Raw genomic sequence first — 16,585 nt, forward strand, 5'->3', positions numbered from 1 at the left:
CATGAGCAAATCAGAACGACTGTTTGAGCTACTGACGCTTTTGCGCGCAAAGCGTTACGCAGTGACAGCGAAAGAGCTCGCAGAAAGAATGGAAGTCAGCGAACGTACGATTTATCGCGATATTCAGTCGTTGCTCAGTTCTGGTGTTCCGATTCAAGGTGAAGCAGGTGTCGGCTACCTGTTGCAAGCTGGCTCTCATCTGCCACCTTTGATGTTCTCAGAAAAGGAGATGATGGCGCTTGAACTGGGTATGCGGATGGTTCGAGCCTGGTCGGACGCCGAACTCGCCGAAGCGTCTCACTCTGCGTCCACCAAAATACTTTCGGTATTGCCAGATAAGCTCAAACAACAAGTGGAAGATTGTCCGCTGATTGTGCCCGATTATCACACCCAATCCGAGACTGCCAAACGAGGGCAGCTTCTGCGCCACGCGATTGATCATCAGTTTAAGGTCAGTTTGGATTACCAAGATGAAAGCGGACAGGTGACCGAGAGAAAAATCCAACCGTTAGGCCAGTTCTTTTGGGGCAAAGTCTGGACGCTGGTCGCCTGGTGCGAATTGCGCGATGACTATCGCCAGTTCCGCCTCGACCGTATCCAAGCACTGCGTATGCACGATGAAGAGTTTCAGAGTGCGGAAACCAAATCTCTCAAACATTATATTGCGCAGTATGAATCGAAAGATTGAGTGTTCTTCATCCTTCCATCACAAGGATTCTACATTGCTCTGCTCAATGCGAGATATTTGGAAAGGCACATTTAGTTAAACTAATGTTTCATTTTTAACAGATGCGCAACCAACCTAAGATCGTTAACTTAAGTAGCACGTCAACCACACCGGAGCGTGAAGCTATGAAAGTACTGATTCAATACACCCAAGCAGGGAAATATCGAGATCAAGCGTGGGAGTCTTTAACTCTTCGATCTAAAGGTGATATGCAGGCAGTTACCCCTTCTTATGCTGCCCAACTTATCGAACAAAGCAAAGCGACACTTGTGATGACAGAGGAGCAACAAATCGTTATTCATCCATAACCGATTATTAGCCTTGTTTAACCAACCTTTGTTAGTTGTGCAAGGCTTACATCTCGCCATTTCACGTTATCAATTTTATACACGACCAACTATATTTACATAAAAATCAATAAAATAGTTCTTATTTTCGTTCTCGACACTCCTTCAAAACGGCCTTACATTCATAGCTAAGATATAGGTTATCTGTTAGTCTCTTTATTTCTTCATGATAAAAATTAGGATAAAACCTTTGAAAAAGCATCGGTTTATTATAAGGATAGGTGCAATATGCAATTGATCTGGAACATTATTGGATACTTAATGTTCTCTGGTGTATTAGTTATTTTTTTTCAAACATTCTTTATAGGTATCATGCACCTTTTAATGCCAAAAGACATTGTCAATAGCTACTTTAAAGAACCTTATTTTAACACTTTCGAACTAGCTCTATTTACAGGTTGGCCTTACGCATTTTTCCGAACATTGATGTTTGTTCGTTTAATCGTTCAACCTAACTCAGGTAAAAAACGAAAGTTACCCGATGTATCCCAAGAGGTGCCTAGGTGGTACCGTCTATTATCCTTCATAATAATATGGGTAATTATCATAAACTCTACAATGTTAGCACTTGTATTTTTTATCGCAGGTTTTTTATCACTAGCAAATCATGTATGACCTTCACTTATCCAACCAAGTTTAATATCACACTTTAAATGTAAAAAATCACATTAACAATTTCATACAAATAATAAATACATCAGCTAATTTGTAACTTTTTAAAATGAAAGTCTAGAAGGCAAAAAATAAACCTTTTTAAATATAGTTTTTTGTTAGTATCTGCACAAACAAATTATTAGCTAGAGGTGCTCTGTGTCGGGATTATTTGAGTATAAAATAAAAACTCATGATAACTTATCATCAATTATATTAAACATGTATGGTACTCCATATGAAAGGCTAAATTTATCACTTGATAATAAAAAGCTTACGAGTCTATCCGCATCGCTCGAAGTTGAGGGTTACCTGCGAATGCTCATATAGTTAAACAAGCCGAAAAACTGAATAAAATAGCTCAAGCATCTAAAGTGGGCGGACATGTTTTAGTCGGTGTTGGTCTGACGGCTTCCTGCATTCAGATTGCGAATACACAAGACCAACATGAGAAGAATGAAATTTTTGTTGAGTCAATAACTAGCACAGCTGTAGGAATGGGTACCAGCGCGTTAGTCGGTCTATTTTTAGTATCAAACCCTATTGGCTGGGTGACTGCCATTGTACTCGCTGCCGGTTCAACGGCTGTAGGTTATGCATCCGGTAAAGTGGCAAAAAGCTTTTATAATTCAATTGAAAGCAAGCCAAACTTAGTCGCTAGTACTGGAATAGAGTCTATATGCAGCAAGTAATCACATTTCTTTTTTACACTTTAATGACTGGTGTGATTATTATTTTCTTACAAACCATTTTTATCGGTGTCATGCACTTTCTGATGCCGAAGGAGATTGTTGGGAACTATTTTAAAAAACCATATTTTAATGAATTTGAGCTTTCTTTATTCACAGGGTGGCCTTACGCATTTTTCCGAACATTGATGTTTGTTCGTTTAATCGTTCAACCTAGCTCAGGTGAAAAGCGAAAATTACCTAATATTTCTAGAGAAGTACCAAAATGGTATCGTTATTTGTCGATTCTATTACTGGGTATTATCATTGTTAACTCTGTTGTCGTTGCCCTGACTTTATCAATTGGTGCCGTTCTTTTAGCAATTGAATGAGAAATTAACATTAAAATATAACGATGTACTCGACGAAGAGAGCTCAGTCAGAACTCTCTAATCGCCAGTGTTATTGCATACTGATCTCTACTCTTCTTCGTTGAGACGACGAATCAACTTAGCTGGCGTGCCTCCGTATAGACAATCTGGCGGCACATCATGGTTAACGACCGAGTTCGCCGCAATCACCGAGCGAGCGCCAACTGTTACACCTTGGTTGATGACGGAATTTCCGCCAATCCACACATCATCTTCAATCGTGATAGGTTTACAAAACGTTTCCCAACGTCGACGACTTCGGTAATCAACAGAATGAGAAGCGGTATAGAATTGCACGCTCGGTCCAATGAGCACGTGGTTCCCGATGGTAATTTTGGCACCATCGAGCATGACCACGTTCATGTTGATAAAGGTTTCTTCACCTATTTCGATGGTCTTACCAAATTCACAATGAAAAGGGGACTGGACAATACAACGGCCTACCTTGCCAAATAGCTGCTTTTGCAATTCGTCGCGCTGACTTTCGTCGGTGTTATTATTAAGTGCTCTAAGTGCTTGAAGAGCATGGCTTCTAATGGCGTCAATTTCTTTGTCCATGCCATCAAAGACCTGGCCAGACATCATTTTTTCTAGTTCTGTCACTGGAAGACTCCTACAACCTGCAATTACTGCTTTCAGATTCTTCACAAGGTACGTGAACTGCGAAATAAAAAAAGAGAAAAGCCCGGACTTTTCTCTTTCCTGTTTTTATATTTTGTGGAGTCTGTCAACTTACACAATTTCCCAACTGTGGGTCATCTCAACACCTTCGCCTAGCATTAAGCAAACCGAGCAGTATTTTTCTAGCGAGTCAGCCGCCACTTTTGCTACGACTTCTGGGTCAAGCTCGTCACCTGACACTTCAAAGTGGATATTCACTTGCGTAAAGATACGCGGTGCGGTTTCACGACGCTCTGTGGTTAGCTTGGCATTAACTGACGAAACCTTTTGGCCTGCTGTTTTCAAACCATCAACAACATCGACAGAGCTACAGCCACCAGCAGCCATTAGTACCATTTCCATTGGGCTTGGTGCGGTTGCACCGCCATTGCCATCCATCACTACGGAGTGGCCCGACTGAGATTGCCCAAGAAATTTAAAATCTTCTATCCATTTAACTTCAGCTTGCATGATTTACCTCATTTAGCATCGCTCATTCAAGGCATCGTTGCCCTTACTAGCGGTGTGTTTCTTGTCGATACTTTAGCTCTATCGCATAAAAGGGCAACGGAATTTTCAACATTACTGTAATTTTTTCGCTCGGTTACCTTTCTCTATACGTAACACTTTTTATTCAAGTAACACTTTCTACAAAAATAACGATGAGGTAGCTATGAAGAATATGTCTAAGTTATTGGCCGGTTTCTCCTTCGCACTTCCAGTCTTGTTTCTACTATTGAGTAAAACAGGTACCGCCGATACGATGGATAAGCTGAAGGCTTCAGAGAATACAAGAATCGCAACGCTAGCTGGCGGTTGTTTCTGGTGTACAGAATCGGATTTAGAGCAACTGCCCGGCGTAATCGATGTTGTATCAGGTTATTCAGGTGGTCATATTGAAAACCCGACTTACCGCCAAGTCTCTTCTGGTAAATCTGGTCATATTGAAGTGATTGAGGTGAAGTACGATCCTGCTGTTGTGAACTACGAACAAGTGCTGGATTACTTCTTCCGTCATATCGACCCTACCGACGATAAAGGTTCATTTGTTGACCGTGGTCCTCAATACCGTCCGGCGATCTTCTATCATAATGCGGAGCAAAAGCAGATTGCTAAGCAGTTTATGATGGAAATCGACAAGGCGATGATCTATCCAAAACCGTTGAAAACAGAGCTGATCGAGTTTGAAAAGTTTTACCCTGCGGAGTCGTATCATCAGGATTACTACAAGAAGAGTAGCCTGAAGTACAAATACTACCGCTACGCATCAGGTCGCGATAAATATCTCGACGAAGTATTTGGTGAAGATCGAAAAGAAAGCCCTAAAACACTTCGACAGTTGATTGAAGAAAAAAGGCTGCTTTCGAAAGTGAAAGCGTACAGTAAGCCTGCTCAGTCTGAAATCAAATCAAACTTAACAGAGCTACAGTATTACGTGACGCAAGAAGAAGGCACGGAGCGTCCGTTTGATAATGAATACTGGGACAACAAAGAAGCGGGAATTTATGTGGATATTGTGACCGGTGAACCGCTATTTTCTTCTACTGATAAATACAAATCTGGGACAGGTTGGCCAAGCTTTACTCGACCAATTAACCCGGGTTACATCGTGGAGAAAACCGATTATAAACTACTCTACCCTAGAACGGAGATCCGCAGTAAGTTTGGTGATTCACACCTAGGTCATGTGTTTAAAGATGGTCCGAAGCCGACGGGATTACGCTATTGCATGAACTCTGCTGCGATGAAATTTGTACCTGTGAACAAGATGGCGAGTTTAGGCTACGGCGATTACCTGTACCTATTTGATAAGTAGTTTTAACCAAATTAGGAGTGAACATTCAGCGCGATGAAAGGTTTTAAATCCAACCTTCCCATGAAAGTCTGTCCGGTCTGTCAGCGCCCATTTTCTTGGAGAAAGAAGTGGGCGCGAAATTGGGAGGAAATCGTTTATTGTTCTGAGCGTTGCCGAAGAAATAAATCAACGAAAACGTAGGTCACTCCGACCCTCTCTGGAGTATGTTATTCCCTTTGTATTAACGTTTGTACGCGTTCTCTTACCAAGGTAATAACGTCCCATCATAAGCCCAAAACGCCCCGCTATCTTGCGGAGTTGCTTTTTCTAACAAGCCTAATAAATCCTTTGCGACTCGCTCTGGTGTGAACAGCTTTCCCTCTGGCACATTGGTTTGAAAAGGTGCCGACAAAGCGGTGTCTGTAGTACCTGGGTGAAGTGACAGCACCGTGCCATGTTTGACCATCCTTTGCCATTCGATCGACATGGTTTTGAGGAACATGTTTAATGCGGCTTTCGATGCTCGATAGCTGTACCAACCACCTAACTGATTATCGCTAATGCTGCCAACTTTGGCTGAAATGGTCGCAAACTTAGGTGCAGTACTGCATTTTAGCTTGGGAGTGAAGTATTTTGCCAACAGTAAACTTGGCAAAGTATTGACCGTGATGGTTTGCTGAAAGAAGTCTGCGTCGAGCGAGCTAAGATTCTTCTCAGGACCTTTCTCTTGGGTGTGCAACATACCAACACAGTTCACCAACCAATCGACGTGTTCAATCTGCTCACTGAACGCTTTTACCTGCTCGTCTTGCGATACATCCACTTGATGCCAAACGACATTTGGGTGTTGCCAATCTGGTTGCTGCTTACGATAAGTGGCATGCACGCGCGCTTGAGGGAACCGAGCTGCGGCTTCTCTCACCACTGCCAAACCAATTCCACCATTGCCACCGACGATGAGTATTTCCATCACAAGTTCTCCACGTTTTCTATGTAGTGCTCTGCGGTATCAAGAATCGCTTGGCGTTGCTGTTCTTCCATGTTGTCCCAAGAGCGGAAAATCATCCCGATTCGTGGATTGGCTGCGAGGCGCTTGTCGTGCTTGTTCATAAAGCGCCAATAAAGGCTGTTAAACGGACACGATCCTTCCCCACTCCTCGCATTATTGTCGTAATGGCAACCCTTACAGTAGTCGCTCATTTTGTTGATGTAAGAACCACTCGCCGCGTAAGGTTTGGTGCCAACAATGCCGCCATCCGCAAACAATGCCATGCCACGTGTGTTCGGCATTTCGACCCATTCAATCGCATCAACATAGATACCGAGATACCACTCATCCACTTGATCTGGGTCGATCTCGGTTAGCAAGCAAAAGTTACCAGTGACCATCAAACGTTGGATGTGGTGTGCGTAGGCATAATCGAGGGACTGCTCAATCGCATTGCGCATACAGGCCATTTTGGTTTCGCCACTCCAAAAGAAGTTTGGCAGCTTTCTTTCTGCGCCCAGCTCGCTCTTTTTCGGGTAATTAGGCATGTTCGCCCAATAGACGCCTCGAATGTACTCTCGCCATCCTAAGATTTGGCGAATAAACCCTTCGACTTGAGAAATGTCGATGTCTGCGTTGGAATTAAATGCCTTGAGTGAAGCATCAATGACTTCTCTCGGGTGCAGCAATTTGCTGTTAAGCGAGAATGAAATTCGGCTGTGATACAAGCTCCACTTAGCATCGTGCTGGCCTGTCATGGCATCTTGAAAACGTCCAAATAACGGCAGACAGACTTGGCAGAAATGCGCGAGTAAAGAGAGGCTTTGCGCGCGATTGATCGGCCACAACAAGTCTCCTTCGAGATTTCCGATAGTTTTGATGTCATGTCGTGCCAACCGCTCAGTAATATCGCGCACGTCGGTACTGAACATCAAAGGTTGTGGCAGTTGTTCAATGTCTTTGGCTTTGAGCTTGTTACGGTTATTGGCATCGTAATTCCATTTTCCGCCGACGGGTTTTCCGTCTTGCATCAAGATGTCGAAGCGCTTGCGCATACGGCGGTAAAAGTGCTCCATCATGATGTGTTTGCCTTGAGGAAACTGCGATTCTATCTCTTCAAACGGCAACAAAAAGTGTTCCGAATCGACACAACGCGCCACGACCCTATCAAGCTTTAGTTTGGCTAACTGCTCTAGTAAACGGTATTCATCCGGGCGTTGATATTCAAACTTACTTGCACCAACTTCGCTCACGTAGTGTTGCAAGACTTGCTCAAGATCGTCGAAGGTTTGTGTGTCATCCAATGTGAGGTGCAGAACTTGGTGACCCTCGCTCTGACGCTCTTTCGCAAACTGTTCCATTGCAGAAAAGAACGCACACACTTTCTGAATATGGTGCGTGACGTAAGTATTCTCTTGCTTGAGTTCTGCAATCAGGTAAAGCACTTGCTCATCCGGTTGCTGAAACCAAGAGTGCTCACTGCTAAGTTGATCGCCCAAGATCAATCGTACGGTTTCAAATCGCATTACGGTTTCTCCGATGACGAAGCTTTATCACTGCTGCCCATTACGATAGGCCAATCGACCATGTCTACACTATCCAAATGTGCACCAGCACAACGACCTTGCCACTTATCGATGAACTCCATGTGCGGATCGTACATTTCGGTTTGCTTTTCGAGGTTGAATTGTCGTGAACCACGCGGATCAGCACCAACGCCTGCTAAGTATTGCCAGTTTCCCCAGTTCGATGCCACATCGTAATCAACCAGTTGTGACTCAAAGTATGCCGCGCCATAACGCCAATCGAGGCCAAGCTCATGCACTAAACAACTGGCGACTAACTGTCTGCCACGATTCGACATATAACCGGTTTCATTAAGTTGGTGCATACACGCATTGACGATAGGAAATGGCGTTTCACCTTTCTTCCATTGTTGGAAACGGTGCGCGTAAAAGCTGGTGAGTGGTGCTCGATTTTGGATGCCACCGAATCGGAAGAGCTGTCGCTTGTATCGACGGGCATACCAATAAAAGTATTCACGCCAAAGCAGTTCGAAGTAAATCCAGTAGGTTGAATCATTTGCGCCATTCTCCGCTTCATAACGTTTCAACATGGCATAAACAGTTCTCGGAGAAAGGCACCCATTAGCTAACCAAGGAGAGAACTTGGTAGAGTAATCCATGCCATCTAAACCGTTGCGTGTTTGTTTGTATTCACTGGCTAGTGTGGAAGCAAAATACTGGCGACAATGTTCAAGCCCGCGGCTTTCTCCACCATGAAACGCAGCTTTTGTGTCAAAGTAATATGCAGTAACGGAAGGAAGATTCACACCTAAAGGAATTGGAGGTAACGAACGGATACTCTCGTGGGGCCGAGAGATGTCTAAACCTTCAACTTGCTTTCTAAACTGCGTGAAAGTCCTAGGCAGATTGCTCAAGTCAAATGGCAGTTGTTCTTCCCTTAACAGGGTCCGGATTGCTTGCTGTTTTATTTTTACATGAGACGCGCCTTCAACTGCGCGATCTAACGCTTGTTGCTCATCCGAACCGGGAAAGGCGTCAGCATATATATGTGTGACGCCGAAGCGATTAACAGCATACTTGATTGCTTGATCGGGCGTCAGTTCAACCGCCCATAATCGCTGACCAAGATGATTCAAAGATTGATTGAGTTCACTAAGCGATGCGTCGAGAAACTGCAATTTCGCACGCCCGAAAGAGGCTTCCTGCGCAAAGTGATGCAAGTAAGGCGTCATTGAAGGGTAGCAATACAAGCAAATTAACTCGTCCATTTCTACACTGGCGCTTTTCAACAGTGGGTTGTCGTGCAATCGCAAGTCGTTCGTGAACCAATAAAGTCCTATTTTCTTTTTCAATTCGCACCCTCAGATGTTAATTCTTCGTCTACGAGTTCTTTTCACAGAGACCCTGACGTTAAGCCTTTTGATTTACTTGCTTTTATACGAAAACGAGAGTTTGACGATCATTAGGTTACTAACGTTCACACGGAATCCATTTGCTGGATATCTCAAAACACGCAATACCACCAAATGCCTGTACATGTTTCATACTGATATTTTATAAAATTTGAATCCAACGGTATTGATCACGATCTTAATCACTCATTTTCTATATAAACCATGCAAAAGTGATAAAAATTAAAGCGACATTAGTTAATATCCGTTAATCTAAGCCCAATCCCATTTTGCTAGTACCATCGCAGAAATGACCGACGAGTTTAAGAAATCAACCGCTAATTTAAAAAAAGCGGTCCCACTGATGATCAAAAACCATGTTGCTGCCACGCCAGCCAACTACGCGCTTTGGTATACCTACGTTGACAAGACCATTCCAGAACTCAACTTTGAGTTAGACACGGTGTTAGAAAACTACGGTATTTGCCCGCCAGCAACCAATAAACAGCTTTACAACAACTATGTGGCCAGCAAAGCAGAAACCAGCCTTGAAGATCTTAGAACCAATGTAGAAGTTCTGCTACATGAAGTATCCAGTTCAATGAGCGATACGATTTCAGATACTTCCTCCTTTTCTGAGATGGTAGACAAAAGCTTTAATAAACTGGAAAAAGTTGAGGACAATAGCCTAAGCATTGAAGAAGTGATGGTGGTGATTCGTCAACTTGTCGCAGAGTCACACGAAATTCGTCACTCAACAAAGTTTTTGAATAGCCAATTGACTAACGCGAGTGAAGAAATTTCTCGCCTCAAAAATCAACTGGCTGAAGTACAGCAAGATGCGTTGTTCGATGGTTTGTCAAACCTATACAACCGCCGAGCATTTGACAAAGATCTCTCTTCACTTATCGCATCAAATCAGGCAATGACCTTGATCATGCTTGATATCGATCATTTCAAATCATTTAACGACAATTACGGGCACCTTTTTGGCGATACAGTGTTAAAAGCCATTGCCCGCCGGCTACAACAAAGCTGTCGAGATGGGATATGTGCGTACCGTTTTGGTGGTGAAGAATTCGCGTTAATTGTACCTAACAAATCTCTGCGAATTGCTCGCCAATATGCAGACACACTACGCCGGATGATAGAAAAACTGCGTATCAGAGATAAGCGCTCAGGCACACAAGTTCACAGCATTACCGCTTCTTTTGGGGTAGCAGAATTTGAGCCGGGTGATACGCCTGAAGCCTTAATCAATAAAGCCGATAAACAGCTTTATGAAGCAAAACAACTCGGTCGTAACCGCGTGATGCCAATTTAAATAAACTGACTAAGCGAAAACGACTTTTACGATGAAAAAGAAAACCCCGCGACGTAAAGTGCGGGGTTTTTATATCCAATCATGAGTATCTTAATCGACGCTGTAACAGTAACTTAGAATGTAGTCGTCACCATTTTTTGCGGTATATTCTTTATCTTCACTGCATGCCATCGGCTTACCTTTTTTGTCGCCTTTGATTAGACTTATCCAATGGCGCATCGCGGTTGGTGCATTGCCAGTTAGTTCAGGATGAAACGTCGTGCGAGTTTCCAATTGAATATCATCAATGTCCACTAATTCCACGCAACCAGTGCCTTTATGACAGCCAAACAGCACTTCTACATGATTGCCCGAATCATCTTTGAACAAAATAGACTTTGGATCTTCCTTTTCACCAGTGTACGCCACAAAGTGTTTTGGGCTTTTCAGGCCGCTGTGTGTACCGTCTTTGAAATAAGCCAAAACATGGCGGTAATCAATCACGTAACTTGATACATCTTGGTGCGACCCGTTCTCCAATGGAAACATGCGGTCTAGTAGTTGCTTCGCTTTTACTTGTTTCTCACTCTGCTGCTCAGCACTTACCGCTTCGACGGCAAATACGGCTTCAGCGATAAATGGGCGTTGTTGTTGTTGCATCTCTTTTTTATCGAAGTTCAGCATATTCATCGTCATATCCTCGCACTTAAAAACTCGTCCTAGAGTAAAACTTAAATCCTTTATTTAAGTTTCAGGCAATTCTGTGAAGTGGATGGTTAATTTCCTTGCCTGCTCATTATGTAGACTAGCGAAATATTGACTACAATTTCACAACAAAAATTTTACAATGTGAATTTTACAAAATGTCTGTGTCAAAAAGCCTTATTCGTCAGTCTCATTTTCTTGGTACGAAAATTCGTAACCTAAGAAAAAACAACCATTTAACGATGGAAGATTTATCTGCCCGTTGTGTAAGAATTAATCCTGAATACGCTCCGTCGGTTTCTTACCTTTCGATGATTGAGCGCGGAAAACGCGTACCGAGTATCGATATGCTCGAAGTGATCGCGGAAGTTTTTCAAAAAGATCCGGCGTGGTTTTTAGATGATGAACCCGAATTAGAAGCCATCACACCCAACAAAGGAAATCGTGGCGGGATTAATGGCATGGCGTTGGAGCCGAGCTTCCTGTTCTCCAATGATATTCTTCAAATCGCGATACCAGAAATGCTCTCCCAAACAGGTATCACGGGGCGTCAGTTTGCTCATCTCTTGATTCGAGCACACCAAGAAAACCATCAAAACCATTTTCCTGATTTAGAGCGCGCCGCCGAAGAGGTCGGCTTGAAGCGGTTGAATCTATCTGTAGAGGATCTCGTAGACATTGCAAAGAGTATGGGATTGGATATCCGCTGGGTTGATCGAGCGCCACAAGATGTGATTGATGAACTGGGCGTCAGCGCCAAACAGTTGATTACTTCTTTTATGGAGCCACCTGGGACTATTTATCTCAATAAACGAATGCGTGACTATCCAACCCGATTGAAGTATGACTTGGCGGTATATATTGGTCATAGAGTGCTCCATAGCAGCGATGCAATGAATAACGTTTTATCTATCGGGCATCAAAACAATTGGGAGCAAATGGACAGCCCTGTGTCGAACTCTGAACTCAATTCGCAAGATATCCTGCAAGCTTGGCGTGATTTTGAGTCCAGCTTTTTTGCTGGTGCCTTGCTTTGCCCCAAAGTACCATTTCGTCAGTTGCTTGACCGCTCCGGTTACGAAATTGATGTTCACAAAAAGGCGGGGGTTTCTCCTTCCGTTGCAATGCGTCGCATGACGGTGGTCTCGCCTTACCCTCATTGGCACTATTTTGATGCCTATGGCCCCGGCAAGTTAAAAGCAGTGTATCGAGGAAATGGTATTCCATTGCCTTGGGGCAACATGCGCAAAGTAAACGACCCTTGCCAGCACTGGGCGGTATTCCGACGCCTTTCCCAGCCTTTGGATACCAGTTCAGCGCAAATTTCGATTTTAAATGTTGGCGACGAGCCACGTATCTACTGCTGCGAATCGGTCAACGTATTTGACCCTGCGGGAAATAATCGCGTGCTATGTGCCGGTATTGATCTTAACCCTGCTATTTCTGCACAAGGTGGCGATGCCGTTTCCATAGCGGAAGAACTTAAGTCCCTTTGTGTCGCTTCCGGCGGAAGTAGTGTTATTCCTCCCCACATCAAAAAAGACTTAACGACTATCGCTAAGATATTAAACATCAACTGGATAGAGCGCGGGATTCAAACCCAAGCAAGGTTGATCTGCTCCAGAGGGGCGGTTTGTCCAAGACAACCTAGTTGTTACAGCAAGTGCGGAGAAGCTGATGAGACGGGCAGCGACGTGAATATCATCGGTCTTTAGAAAGAAAAAACGCCAATCACAATATACGTGATTGGCGGTATATACTTGTGAACAATTTGTATTCACTAACAACGTCAGTTGGCTAGGTGACCCTCGGCTTAATAAGGGTCACTCTAAGTAAAGCACGATGCGTGCCAACTTTTAAAAAGCCGTTTTTTAGTAGATCCAGATGCATATCGTTGCTTTATTAACCATTAATTTCGCAAACTGCATTTGCAAAATGCAATATTATGCAAATATGCCACTTAATGCACTGCTAATAACGACTCTCTCAGCAAAGTGTCTGTGAACATATGAAGTCACATATTCTTGCACCTCAATGATGATGAGATTTCGGGCTCCCAACTTTACCATTCTTCTAACCCCTTATTGAAACTGGGTTCAGGCTCATCCGCCATGCTTTTGTTGATACATTCTCTCATCGGCTATTTTCATCATTTGCTCAGGAGATGACATTTTCGGGTCAAATATCGCGTACCCAATACTGGCTTTCAAATAGATAAGCGTTTCATCGTAAATGACGGGCGTCGAGCATAGCGCTAATCGAAGTTTTTGTAGAAGGGACTGAACATTTTCTTCCGTTCCAGGGTGATGGACTACAACTAAAAACTCATCACCGCCCATTCTGGCCACGATGTCTGATTTACGCAGAGAGCTTTTTACCCTTTCAGCCGTAGCGATTAAAACTTTGTCACCTGCGTCGTGACCATAGGTATCGTTAATGTGTTTAAACCTATCTAGGTCAATATTAATTAAGGCGAAGCTATAACGCTTTTTATAACGTTTCGCTATTTCGAACTGCTGCTTGTAAAACTTCATAAAATAGCGACGGTTTGGTAAATTCGTGAGTTCATCGTGTAAAGCTCTGTCATCTGCAATGGTATACAGTCGATAAATGGCGAACAGCGCGAGGCTAAGTGCGAATATAATGGGATAGCCGATTACTCTAGCTAAATGCAACTGATGCCAAGAGATTTGGCGATCAGCTTTGCCTCCAGAGAAAACCACCATACTCCACCCACCATAAGGAAAATGAACCATCTCTTTTGCATATACCATGCTATTTACACTTTGCGCGCCAAAGAAAGCATCACCAAATGAGCCACCGCTATCGTAACCACGGATCATTAAAGGGTAACGATACGAGAAATCAATTACGCCGGTTTCTCTCATCAGAGCATCGAAATCAATCACCGCACTGATCACTCCCCAGTAGTCCTGATTCATTGGAGGATCAAGAAAAACAGGCACACGCACGATCAAACCTCGGCCACCTTGGATCAATGTAACGGGCCCTGCGATGAAAATTTCTTGTACATCCTTGGCTTTTTGCACCTGTACCCACTGCTGTGGCACTGCGCGGTAATCAAGGCCGATTAGGCGCTCATTACCTTGGCGTGGAAATACGTGACTAATTACATCATTTTTCGCGATACCGATGATTGTAATATGTTTACTTTTATTTAGGATTCGGTGAGCGGCGATACTCAATTCTTCTTCTTGGTTTTTAGGAAGTAAAGTAATGAGTGTCGCTAAAGTACTGGCTTTGTAGATATCCGCCATAAGTACCGCTTCCAAATTGGAACGGAGAATGGAAAGTTGTTCTTTGGCCTCAACTTGAACTCGCTCTTTGTGAAGCTCTTGCTGGTTTCGATTTAACAGCTCAATAACCCCAATACACAAAGCGAAAAAGGTGAGGAAGAACAATGCAAAATAGCATCGCTTTCTGGGTAAATAACGCATTTTCTCCCCACAACTCGTATACAACTACGAGATTTTTTATTTATTGTTAAAATTCTTATTATCACAAGAATAACCAATCATAATCAGAAAGGTAACAGTGATTGACAACTTTTATGTTTTAGGTGTGAGATGATGCATCAACAAGGCGATTTATTTGGCGGCGATCTATGGCAAGAAGTAGAAAGAGGAAAACTTTATTATGATCCTCATTTTCTTAGCCATCTTGAGGCGGATAATTACTTTGACCAACTTCGAAAGACACTGCCATGGCACCAAGAACACATTACTATGTTCGGCAAGTCAGTACTTCAACCTCGCTTACAAGCGTGGCACGGTGATGCAGCATATACTTACTCAGGCTTAACCATGCAGCCTCACCCTTGGACTCCTGAGTTAACTCAGCTCAAAGTGCGTTGTGAATCAGTTGCTGATGTCACTTTTAATTCTGTTCTCGCTAACTTATATCGACACGGGCAAGACTCAATGGGCTGGCACCAAGATAATGAACCAGAGTTAGGTAGAAACCCTGTTATCGCATCTTTGAACTTAGGTGAAACACGTCGATTTTTGCTTAGAAATTTACATTGTAAAACTGAGATTGAATATGAGCTTTCTCACGGCTCCTTACTGATTATGGCTGGCGAGCTCCAGCATCACTGGAAGCACTGCGTACCAAAAACCGCGAAAACCAAAGATGAACGTATCAACCTGACTTTTAGGCAAATTTTCAACTATTGACTCAGCTTTTACATTCTCAATTAATATTGATGGTAGGTTTAGGTTCAGGACTTCATAGGGAATGGATTTATGCGTATTAAACCTCTTAGCTTAGCGGTCTTACTCTCTTGCTCACTTACCTTTGCTGCTCAGGCATCACAGGAAGACGTACCGCTTCTCGATAATACTCAATCAGCGCAGTTGATTCGTAGTACCTACGAACAAGAACTGTTCACTCTCCCGGCGTTTAAAGAGGGCCATTTTGGCTTACGCATGTACCGCCAAACATTAGATGAGAAATATCACGCTGCCATTTGGACCGACATGGCACAAGTAGCCAGCCGGTTAAACCAATTTGCTAATGAAGTTGTTGAACCAGAAGACATCATTCTCTATTCATCTCAAAGGCTGACCACGTATCAAGAGAAAGAAACCGAACGAGGGCAGCGACGCTATACCGTGACTAAACACCATCCTGAGTACCTTTATCTTGGTGTGGATTTGCTTGGCGCAATGGCAAGAGCAAACGAATACGGCCTAAAGCATAAACAAGACAAAACGCTGAGAAAAATTATTAGGCGCTACGATTTCTCGCGTTACGTTACGGACAAAGAGATGATAGAAGCATGGGCAGCTCAGCTTGCAAACCAAGTCTACTGGCTTCGTCAGTTAGGAGAGCAAGATGTGGTCGAGGAATTCACTCAAACTTTCCGTGACACCTACCCCGACGATAAAGATAAGATGCTTTCAGCTCAGCAGTATTGGAACAAACTCTATGGTATGACGCACATCATCTTTGCCGATTCACAGTATTATCAGGAGCGAGTAAGCGAGAAGAAACACCAATGGATTTATGATTACTTTCGCAACAATATCGACACTATCCTACTGCGCGCCAAAGAAGACGTGATTGCGGAAGTCGGCATTTCGTTTTTGTTAGCAGGCTTGGACCATGATCCGGTCGTAAAGAAAACCCGCCAAGCCATTCGTCACGCAATCAACGCAGAAAAAGGGATGATTCCGTCGGTCGACGGTAACTTTGATCTCAAGTACGGCGAACACCGTAACGTACTAGCCATCATGCTGCTCGATTGGAAAGGGGTACATAAAGCGCCAACTTATCAAGAGCACCCAGAGGCTTTTAAATCGATACCTTACGGCTTAATGCCCAAGCCTTAGAAATAACAAAACCCGCCATTTAGGCGGGTTTTTAGTGTG

Annotated in this window: 17 protein-coding genes; 10 read left to right on the forward strand and 7 right to left on the reverse strand. The window is 43.5% G+C overall.

Going from position 1 to position 16,585, the window contains the following annotated elements; genetic code table 11:
* Position 1 precedes the first annotated feature (1 nt).
* The 4 genes from R7E47_RS06165 to R7E47_RS06180 all read left to right on the forward strand — a co-directional run bounded on the left by R7E47_RS06165 (position 2) and on the right by R7E47_RS06180 (position 2,785).
* Complete coding sequence (locus R7E47_RS06165; protein WP_005497912.1) at positions 2-688, forward strand: helix-turn-helix transcriptional regulator; 687 nt, start codon at positions 2-4, stop codon at positions 686-688.
* Positions 689-852: 164 nt separating this feature from the next.
* The gene (locus tag R7E47_RS06170) at positions 853-1,035 is read left to right on the forward strand and encodes a hypothetical protein (RefSeq protein ID WP_021035913.1); all 183 of its coding nucleotides are present in this window, start codon (positions 853-855) and stop codon (positions 1,033-1,035) included.
* Positions 1,036-2,099: 1,064 nt separating this feature from the next.
* Complete coding sequence (locus R7E47_RS06175) at positions 2,100-2,417, forward strand: hypothetical protein (RefSeq protein WP_235213034.1); 318 nt, start codon at positions 2,100-2,102, stop codon at positions 2,415-2,417.
* Entirely contained in the window at positions 2,405-2,785 is a 381-nt protein-coding gene (locus R7E47_RS06180) for a hypothetical protein (protein ID WP_005374128.1), read from the forward strand. Before R7E47_RS06175 ends, R7E47_RS06180 begins: the two co-directional genes overlap by 13 nt.
* Positions 2,786-2,872: 87 nt before the next feature.
* On the opposite strand, the gene R7E47_RS06185 is transcribed toward R7E47_RS06180, so the two are convergent.
* A complete protein-coding gene (locus R7E47_RS06185; protein ID WP_031780875.1) occupies positions 2,873-3,427 on the reverse strand; it encodes a sugar O-acetyltransferase in 555 nt (184 codons plus the stop codon).
* 129 nt (positions 3,428-3,556) lie between these two features.
* Positions 3,557-3,955: an OsmC family protein gene (locus tag R7E47_RS06190; protein ID WP_005374132.1), complete on the reverse strand. Its 399-nt coding sequence runs from the start codon at positions 3,953-3,955 to the stop codon at positions 3,557-3,559.
* A gap of 202 nt (positions 3,956-4,157) precedes the next feature.
* Between R7E47_RS06190 and msrB the strand changes: the two genes are divergently transcribed.
* Together msrB and R7E47_RS06200 are read left to right on the forward strand one after the other, a co-directional pair.
* Positions 4,158-5,300 (forward strand): peptide-methionine (R)-S-oxide reductase MsrB, encoded by a 1,143-nt coding sequence (msrB, locus tag R7E47_RS06195; protein ID WP_206958695.1) that lies wholly within the window; start codon positions 4,158-4,160, stop codon positions 5,298-5,300.
* Between the two features lie 33 nt (positions 5,301-5,333).
* On the forward strand, positions 5,334-5,480 hold the full coding sequence (locus tag R7E47_RS06200) for a DUF2256 domain-containing protein (protein ID WP_005374142.1): 147 nt from the start codon (positions 5,334-5,336) through the stop codon (positions 5,478-5,480).
* Positions 5,481-5,541: 61 nt separating this feature from the next.
* On the opposite strand, the gene R7E47_RS06205 is transcribed toward R7E47_RS06200, so the two are convergent.
* The 3 genes from R7E47_RS06205 to R7E47_RS06215 are packed head-to-tail and all read right to left on the reverse strand — an operon-like array spanning position 5,542 to position 9,145.
* Positions 5,542-6,249, reverse strand: a complete 708-nt coding sequence (locus tag R7E47_RS06205; RefSeq protein ID WP_064354492.1) for an SDR family oxidoreductase — start codon at positions 6,247-6,249, stop codon at positions 5,542-5,544.
* Positions 6,249-7,793 carry a cryptochrome/photolyase family protein gene (locus tag R7E47_RS06210; protein ID WP_318083977.1) on the reverse strand — a complete coding sequence of 515 codons (1,545 nt, stop codon included), beginning with the start codon at positions 7,791-7,793 and terminating at the stop codon, positions 6,249-6,251. Before R7E47_RS06210 ends, R7E47_RS06205 begins: the two co-directional genes overlap by 1 nt.
* Entirely contained in the window at positions 7,793-9,145 is a 1,353-nt protein-coding gene (locus R7E47_RS06215; RefSeq protein ID WP_318083978.1) for a DASH family cryptochrome, read from the reverse strand. The genes R7E47_RS06210 and R7E47_RS06215 overlap by 1 nt, the downstream gene beginning before the upstream one ends.
* Before the next feature lie 349 nt (positions 9,146-9,494).
* On the opposite strand from R7E47_RS06215, the gene R7E47_RS06220 reads away from it, so the two are divergent.
* Complete coding sequence (locus tag R7E47_RS06220) at positions 9,495-10,508, forward strand: GGDEF domain-containing protein (protein ID WP_005374150.1); 1,014 nt, start codon at positions 9,495-9,497, stop codon at positions 10,506-10,508.
* Between the two features lie 90 nt (positions 10,509-10,598).
* Here R7E47_RS06220 and R7E47_RS06225 read toward each other — a convergent pair whose 3' ends face one another.
* Positions 10,599-11,177, reverse strand: coding sequence for a malate synthase (locus tag R7E47_RS06225; RefSeq protein WP_005374156.1), 579 nt, complete (start codon positions 11,175-11,177; stop codon positions 10,599-10,601).
* 173 nt (positions 11,178-11,350) lie between these two features.
* Between R7E47_RS06225 and R7E47_RS06230 the strand changes: the two genes are divergently transcribed.
* Entirely contained in the window at positions 11,351-12,907 is a 1,557-nt protein-coding gene (locus R7E47_RS06230) for a DUF3612 domain-containing protein (RefSeq protein WP_081048934.1), read from the forward strand.
* Positions 12,908-13,294: 387 nt separating this feature from the next.
* Here the strand turns inward: R7E47_RS06230 and R7E47_RS06235 are convergent, their stop codons facing one another.
* Positions 13,295-14,650 (reverse strand): diguanylate cyclase, encoded by a 1,356-nt coding sequence (locus R7E47_RS06235; RefSeq protein ID WP_021035911.1) that lies wholly within the window; start codon positions 14,648-14,650, stop codon positions 13,295-13,297.
* Between the two features lie 132 nt (positions 14,651-14,782).
* Between R7E47_RS06235 and R7E47_RS06240 the strand changes: the two genes are divergently transcribed.
* Both R7E47_RS06240 and R7E47_RS06245 read left to right on the forward strand, forming a co-directional pair.
* Positions 14,783-15,388, forward strand: coding sequence for an alpha-ketoglutarate-dependent dioxygenase AlkB family protein (locus R7E47_RS06240; protein WP_005374161.1), 606 nt, complete (start codon positions 14,783-14,785; stop codon positions 15,386-15,388).
* A gap of 69 nt (positions 15,389-15,457) precedes the next feature.
* Positions 15,458-16,546, forward strand: a complete 1,089-nt coding sequence (locus R7E47_RS06245; RefSeq protein ID WP_085569244.1) for a DUF3541 domain-containing protein — start codon at positions 15,458-15,460, stop codon at positions 16,544-16,546.
* Positions 16,547-16,585 lie beyond the last annotated feature (39 nt).

Source organism: Vibrio sp. Vb1026, from assembly GCF_033338745.1.
Lineage (GTDB): Bacteria > Pseudomonadota > Gammaproteobacteria > Enterobacterales > Vibrionaceae > Vibrio > Vibrio alginolyticus.

Coding starts and splice junctions, on each gene's coding strand:
- R7E47_RS06220 (WP_005374150.1), top strand. CDS start 9,495: ATGACCGACGAGTTTAAGAAATCAACCGCTAATTTAAAAAAAGCGGTC.
- R7E47_RS06200 (WP_005374142.1), top strand. CDS start 5,334: ATGAAAGGTTTTAAATCCAACCTTCCCATGAAAGTCTGTCCGGTCTGT.
- R7E47_RS06165 (WP_005497912.1), top strand. CDS start 2: ATGAGCAAATCAGAACGACTGTTTGAGCTACTGACGCTTTTGCGCGCA.
- R7E47_RS06235 (WP_021035911.1), bottom strand. CDS start 14,650: ATGCGTTATTTACCCAGAAAGCGATGCTATTTTGCATTGTTCTTCCTC.
- R7E47_RS06240 (WP_005374161.1), top strand. CDS start 14,783: ATGCATCAACAAGGCGATTTATTTGGCGGCGATCTATGGCAAGAAGTA.
- R7E47_RS06190 (WP_005374132.1), bottom strand. CDS start 3,955: ATGCAAGCTGAAGTTAAATGGATAGAAGATTTTAAATTTCTTGGGCAA.
- R7E47_RS06225 (WP_005374156.1), bottom strand. CDS start 11,177: ATGAATATGCTGAACTTCGATAAAAAAGAGATGCAACAACAACAACGC.
- R7E47_RS06180 (WP_005374128.1), top strand. CDS start 2,405: ATGCAGCAAGTAATCACATTTCTTTTTTACACTTTAATGACTGGTGTG.
- R7E47_RS06210 (WP_318083977.1), bottom strand. CDS start 7,793: ATGCGATTTGAAACCGTACGATTGATCTTGGGCGATCAACTTAGCAGT.
- R7E47_RS06230 (WP_081048934.1), top strand. CDS start 11,351: ATGTCTGTGTCAAAAAGCCTTATTCGTCAGTCTCATTTTCTTGGTACG.
- msrB (WP_206958695.1), top strand. CDS start 4,158: ATGAAGAATATGTCTAAGTTATTGGCCGGTTTCTCCTTCGCACTTCCA.
- R7E47_RS06245 (WP_085569244.1), top strand. CDS start 15,458: ATGCGTATTAAACCTCTTAGCTTAGCGGTCTTACTCTCTTGCTCACTT.
- R7E47_RS06170 (WP_021035913.1), top strand. CDS start 853: ATGAAAGTACTGATTCAATACACCCAAGCAGGGAAATATCGAGATCAA.
- R7E47_RS06205 (WP_064354492.1), bottom strand. CDS start 6,249: ATGGAAATACTCATCGTCGGTGGCAATGGTGGAATTGGTTTGGCAGTG.